The sequence below is a fragment of the Emticicia sp. genome, from assembly GCF_049241225.1.
GTDB lineage: Bacteria > Bacteroidota > Bacteroidia > Cytophagales > Spirosomataceae > Emticicia.
On the sequence record NZ_JBMLRC010000026.1, the window covers coordinates 22,514 to 29,213 of the forward strand.

The window sequence follows — 6,700 nt, forward strand, 5'->3', positions numbered from 1 at the left end:
AACTATGCCAAAGTTATATTTGGACTTTTTATTAGAGCGTAGATACAATAAAGATGTGAGCAGTATCTACGTATTATACTGATTATTAGGCACAAATAATTATTTTCGGATCGTAATCGTAATCGGCATGGTGTATTTAGCTCTGACGAGTCGATTATGCGATTTTGCTGGAATCCACTTTGGCATTTGGTCGAGTACCTTAAAGGCGGCTTCGTCTAGTGCTCGATTGAGCGAGAGCTCAATTTTAGGATTTGATAATGTTCCATCGGGCTCTACAATAAAACCAATGGCCATTTTTCCTGTAATTTTATTTTTTACGACTTCCTCAGGTAGCTCAATTACTTTCTGCACAAATTTATCCATTTCAATAACTCCACCCGGAAAACTTGGTTTTTCACGAACAGCAGCCGTAATATCAGTTAGCCTACTGCCATCTTCATTGAAATACTCGGCATCAACCAATAAGCCGTCTTCATACATTTCTTTTCCGCTGAGCTTGCCGCTTCGGTGATAATAATACCAATTCCCGATCTGAACATCATTTTTATACATGCCTTCATTATCGATCAGTATACCATCAGGGTAGTATAAACGATAAGGGCCATTTTTTACATCATATGCGGTGTTTGTTACATACAGTTCCATTGAAGGACGGCGGTCAATGTGATATTCACATACTTGAAAGAGTTTCTCGGCTATCTGTTTAAACTCTCGATAGAAGGTAGCATCCTGCGGTGTTTTTACCTCTTTTCGATTGGCAGAGTAGTATTTGGTAATTACTTGTTCGGAGGGGGAGGTGTTGTTTTTTTTAGCATCGTTTCCGATAACAAGCACAGAGACAGGCAATTGTGTTGTAGGGGCTTGCCCATGGGCATAGGTATAACACAACAGTACGCCTGTGAGGACGACTAAGGTTAATTTTTTCATTTTTTATGGGTATGGTTCACTTGAAGTTTACAAATGTAAATCAATGTTTCTGTATTTTCAAAATAATTTGAAAGTTTTTTTTGTTTTTTGTGAGGAAGTTAAATGGTATTTCTAAATTTTTTTAGGTGGATTCAAGTAAGTAAAAGAATAATTAATAATTAAAAATAAAAAAACGCTACCATTTAATAAATACATAATTTTTCAATGTCCTTATTTGTTAAAAAATATTAATATATTTGGCGTAATATTCAAAACTAAATTATTAAACAAAACAAAAAACTTAATTTTTTTATGAAATGTAAGTTCTACTTATCCAAGTCGAGGTACTTATCAGTCCTCTTTTTCTTACTTTCTGTAGTAACGTTTGGCCAAAGTACCAAAGTCGTTACGGGGAAAGTAACCGATGCAAACGGCGAAGCTGTTATTGGTGCAAGTGTGGCCGTAAAAGGCACAACTAAAGGTGCAAGTACAGATGTGAGTGGTAATTTCAAAATTGAAGTTCCGAGTAGTTCAACTATCCTTGTGGTATCGTTTGTTGGCTATGACACACAAGAAATTGTGGTTGGAAATAAAACCAATTTTGATATCGTGCTTACATCTAAGCTAAACGTTTTGGAAGAAATGGTTGTGATTGGTTATGGTACGCAAAAGAAATCAGATTTGACTGGTGCTGTTGGTACTGTAAAGCAAGATCAATTATTAGAGCGTCCGGCAGCATCGTTGAATCAAGCTCTTTCGGGTAGAATGTCAGGTGTGCAAGTAAACACCAACTCTGGTCGCCCGGGTGGTCGTACAACCATCCGTGTGAGAGGTTTTAGCTCAATCAACTCATCAAATAATCCATTATATGTAGTTGATGGTGTGATGCTTCCACAAAATAATCAGGCCCAGTTTAGCTCAGCTATTGATTATATCAACCCTAACGATATTGTTTCGGTAGAGGTTTTGAAAGATGCTTCTTCTACGGCTATTTATGGTGCAAGAGGAGCAAATGGTGTAATTTTAGTAACAACCAAAAAAGGAAAAGCCAACGAAGGCCAAGTAACTTACAGCTCTGACTTTAGTGTAAATACGATTGGACCAAACCGTCCGGAAGTTTTAAACGCCAAAGAATACATGGCAGTTGAAGACTTAGCTTGGGCAAATATGCAAAAATATGACCCAGTTGGTTGGGCAGCAGGCAGATGGGCGTATTTGAATCCGAAGTTGCGTCGCACTGACCCACGTGTTTTTGATGCACAAGGTAATCCGTTGCACGATACAGATTGGTTTAAAGAGTCTTCTCAGAATAAATTGTCTCAAAACCATCAATTAGGTTTCAATGGCGGAAACGAGCGTACACAGTATTCGTTTTCGTTGGGTTACAGAGATGACCAAGGTCTTATCAAGACATCTTACATGAAACGCTACGCTGGTAGATTTACGATTGATGACCAAATCAAGAAATGGCTGAAAGTTGGTGGTACGCTTGCTTATAATAATCAATCGGAGAACGTTGTAGACATTAACGATGCGGTTGCACGTCAGATTGTTGAGGATTTTCCATTTCTTCCTGTGCAATATGCCGATGGTACGTATGCCAATAACCGTGACTTCCCATTTGCAGAAGGAACGTTTAGTTCGGTTCACCGCTTGATGGGGCGTAAATTTATTTTAAATACACAAACTACTACGGGGTCTTTGTACTCAAATATCACACTTGCGAAAGGCTTAGAGATGAAAACGGTTTTTGGGGCAAATATCATGACTCAAGAAAACAACCAGTCTACCACTCGTACACTAGCAATTGGCGACCAGGGAACTGCATCTGCTTCAAACCAAAAACAAACTTTCTGGTCGTTGGAGAATTTCTTGACTTACAACAAGACTTTCAATAAAATTCACTCATTTACAGGTTTACTAGGGCTTTCGTGGCAACAAACTGACTTCTTTAACATTGCCGCGAGTGTACGTGGATTTGCAACTGATTACTTCGGCTTCAATAACTTAGGTGCTGGTTCTACGCTTCCAGCAGTAGGTTCGGGTGCATCACGCTTTGCATTTAACTCATATTTTGGTCGTATTAACTATAGTTTGAGCAATAAATATTTATTTACATTTACTGGTAGAGCCGATGGATCATCGAGATTCGGTGAAAATAGTAAGTTTGCGTTTTTCCCTTCGGGAGCATTTGCGTGGAAGATTTCGGAAGAAGAATTTATGAGCAAAAATACCGTAATCTCTAACTTGAAATTACGCACAAGCTATGGTCTTACTGGTAACTCTGAAATTCCTTCGTATTCGTCATTATCATTACTTAGCTCAAACTACGCTACTATTTACAATGATACTCGTGTTTCGGGAACAGGGATTTCACGTTTGGCAAACCCTAACTTGAAATGGGAAAAAACAGCTCAAGCTGATGTAGGTTTAGAAATTGGTTTATTCAGCAACCGTATCAATATCGAAGCTGATTTCTATTATCGTAAAACAACTGATATGCTCTTGGACGCACCTGTACCACAAACAAGCGGATACAGCACTATCAGAAGAAACGTTGGTTCGATGCAAAACAGGGGTTTTGAGTTTGCTGTAAATACTGTCAACATTAATACTGCAAAATTACGTTGGAATACTAACTTCAATATTTCATTCAACCAAAATAAGGTGCTTTCGTTGGCAACGCCTTCTGACATCTTTAATGTTGGTGGACCTAACTTCACAAATCCTACTAACATTATCCGTATCGGAGAGCCAGTTGGTTCGTTCTGGGGACTTACTCGTTTGGGTGTTTGGAGCGAAGCTGAAAGAGACCAAGCTGCTAAATTCACAAGTTATAGAAATGGTTTGACGATCCTTCCGGGTGATATTAAATACAAAGATGTAAACGGTGATAATGCTATCACTGACGCCGACCGCTCGATTATTGGAAATGGTAGTCCGAAATTTTGGGGAGCTCTAACAAATACTTGGAAATACGGCAACTTCGACTTAACGCTCGAATTGCAGTATTCTTATGGAAACGATGTAATGATGATGAACCTCCACGCCAGCGAAGACCGCCAAGCATTGGCAAATAGCTACAAATCTGTATTGAATGCGTGGACTCCACAAAACCAAAACACAATGATTGCTGAAATCAGAGATACAAGAGCTGGATACGTAACAAATGTTGATAGCTGGTGGATTAAAGATGGCTCGTTCTTGCGTGGTAGAAACCTATTGTTGGGTTATACATTCCCTGGTAGTGTAACTGATAAATTGAAGTTGAGCCGCTTGAGAGTTTATGCTTCGGCACAAAATTTCTTCTTATTGCTAAAAGATAAAATCGTAGGCGACCCAGAAGTAACACCAACCAATCAAGGCGACGGAAACAGTGCTTTTTCGCAAGGTATGATTTGGCATAATTACCCAAAACCTACCATTTATATGATGGGCTTACAGCTTGCGTTTTAATCAATGAATCAGCTAGTCCACGATCAGTAGTTGATAGTGTGTAGTTGCATAAAACGCTTATCAGTAGTTTTTAGTGCAGCTATTATATGCCGATTAATCATTCATAGTTGCTTAACTTGAAAATAGAATTAAAAATGAAATATATTTCTAATAAATTTAAAATAGCACTCGTAAGTGCTTTATTGGTTAGTCAGACCAGTTGCTCTGACTTTTTGAAAGAAAATGCTCCTTCAAACCTTACACCTGAGAGTTTCTACACAATTCCAGACCACGCTGAAGCCGCTTTAGCTTCAGTATATGCCGACCTCCGATTTATGGGTGGCGGTGCAGGGATTTTCTCTTCTAACTGGCAACTTTTAGAAGCCTTAACAGGAACATCGACAACCGAAACAGCTCAAAACTCTGACCTTAATAACCTTTACGGTTTGGTGCATGATGGAAATACCGCTCATGTAGTAAACTACTGGAATGGTCTCTATAAAGTGATTGCACAAGCAAACCAAGTGATTGCGAAGGTTCCGCCGATTACGCCAATGCCTGAGGCTCAAAAGAAGAAAATTTTGGGTGAAGCTAAATTTTTACGTGCATCGGCGTATTTCACTGCTGTAAGACTTTGGGGCGATATTCCGTTGATTACCAATCCTCAAACAGCAGACTCGGAAGATTTCTTGCCTACAAGAGCACCACAAGAAGATATTTATAAGCTTATCATCGCTGACTTGACCGAAGCAGAAAATGCTGGTTTGGCTTGGATGGATGCAAGTGGGAGGGTCAACTTAGCGGCTGTAAAAGCTCAATTGGCTCGTGTGTATCTAACAATGGCTGGTTTTCCGTTGAGCAAAGGGGCAACGCATTACAAACTGGCGGCTGATAAAGCTCTTGAAGTAATTACGTATGCCAATAGCAACCCAACGGTAATCAACCTCTTCCCGACGTATCTTGATGTGCACCGTGAAAGCCTTAAAAATAGAGTAGAGCATTTATTCATGATTCAGTACAATACTCTGGTTGCTGGAAATCCGATGGGTAATATGTTTCCTAACTTTAAGCCTGTGACTTTTAATGGGCCAGGTGGAACAGGTAGTACTGTACCAACGATTTCGTTCTATAACTCTTATGAACCAGGCGACTTACGCACGAAAGACCAAGAAGGATATTTCTACACAAGTTATTTCACGAATGGAAACGGTGCAAGATTTGAATTAGGTGCTCCGTATATTTTCAAACACTTTAATCAGACTGCTAACGGTTCGTTTGGTGTAGCTGGTACTCGCAATGATAATTTAAATGTTCCACAAATAAGATATGCAGAAGTATTATTGATGTTTGCTGAAGCACAAAACGAAGTTGGTGGACCAAATCAGCAAGCGTATGATGCTTTCAAACGAATCAGAGACCGTGCGAAACTAACAACACCTGCATTGGGAACATACACGAAAGAGTCGTTTAGAGAGGCTGTTTGGAAAGAAAGATGGCACGAGCTATGCTACGAGCAAATCACTTGGTTTGATATGGTGCGTCTTCGCAAAGTATTCAATGAAACTACCAAAGGATTTGATAACTTCGTAGGACACATCAACCAAAGCTCGAAACAACCGTTGCAAGAAAAACACTTGTTGCTTCCTTTAGGCAGACAAGAAATGTTGAATAACCCGAATTTGAAACCTCAAAATCCTGGTTATCCGAACTAAGAAATTGTTGGTTTAAGTACATAAAAAAGTCCCTCTTTTGATGTCAGAAGAGGGACTTTTCATTTCCGTGGCACGCTATGCTTATCACGGAAAAATGAAAAAGAAGATTAAAATCAATGCTTACCTTTCAACAACTCAGGGAACTGAGCTTTCATGCGTTCGATACGTGGAATCGAAACATTCTGAACGTAAGGATTTTCGGGGTGATTACGTTCGTAATCTTGGTGATAAGCCTCAGCCTTCCAGAAAACTTTAAAAGGTACGATTTCTACCGCAATCGGTTTTTTGTATTTCCCCGAAGCATCAAGTTGTTTTTTGTAGTTTTCGGCCAATGTTTTTTCGGTTTCGTTTTGGTAGAAAATTACCGAACGATACGAGTCTCCTTTATCTGGGCCTTGACCTTTTACCTGCGTTGGGTCTTGCGAAGCAAAATACACTTTCAAGAGGGTTTCGTAAGAAATAATTTTTGGGTCGTAAATAACCTCAACCGACTCGGCGTGGCCCGTAAGTTCGGTGTTTACGTCTTCGTAAGTTGGGTTTTTGGTATGCCCACCACTATATCCTGAAACGGCTTCTTTCACGCCTTTCAAACTTTCAAAAATAGCCTCTACACACCAGAAACAACCCGATGCAAAATAAGCCTTTTC

4 protein-coding genes are annotated in these 6,700 nt (G+C 39.5%); 2 read left to right on the plus strand and 2 right to left on the minus strand.

The window, feature by feature from the left end:
* Positions 1–99: 99 nt before the first annotated feature.
* Positions 100–927 (minus strand): energy transducer TonB, encoded by an 828-nt coding sequence (locus tag ACOVO2_RS01650; RefSeq protein WP_421768299.1) that lies wholly within the window; start codon positions 925–927, stop codon positions 100–102.
* 291 nt (positions 928–1,218) lie between these two features.
* On the opposite strand from ACOVO2_RS01650, the gene ACOVO2_RS01655 reads away from it, so the two are divergent.
* Together ACOVO2_RS01655 and ACOVO2_RS01660 are read left to right on the plus strand one after the other, a co-directional pair.
* Positions 1,219–4,362: a SusC/RagA family TonB-linked outer membrane protein gene (locus ACOVO2_RS01655; RefSeq protein ID WP_421768300.1), complete on the plus strand. Its 3,144-nt coding sequence runs from the start codon at positions 1,219–1,221 to the stop codon at positions 4,360–4,362.
* Positions 4,363–4,496: 134 nt separating this feature from the next.
* A complete protein-coding gene (locus ACOVO2_RS01660) occupies positions 4,497–6,053 on the plus strand; it encodes a RagB/SusD family nutrient uptake outer membrane protein (protein WP_421768301.1) in 1,557 nt (518 codons plus the stop codon).
* 113 nt (positions 6,054–6,166) lie between these two features.
* On the opposite strand, the gene msrA is transcribed toward ACOVO2_RS01660, so the two are convergent.
* Positions 6,167–6,700 (minus strand): peptide-methionine (S)-S-oxide reductase MsrA (gene msrA / locus ACOVO2_RS01665; protein ID WP_421768302.1); only part of this gene is annotated, 534 nt, incomplete at its 5' end.

Coding starts and splice junctions, on each gene's coding strand:
- ACOVO2_RS01655 (WP_421768300.1), top strand. CDS start 1,219: ATGAAATGTAAGTTCTACTTATCCAAGTCGAGGTACTTATCAGTCCTC.
- ACOVO2_RS01660 (WP_421768301.1), top strand. CDS start 4,497: ATGAAATATATTTCTAATAAATTTAAAATAGCACTCGTAAGTGCTTTA.
- ACOVO2_RS01650 (WP_421768299.1), bottom strand. CDS start 927: ATGAAAAAATTAACCTTAGTCGTCCTCACAGGCGTACTGTTGTGTTAT.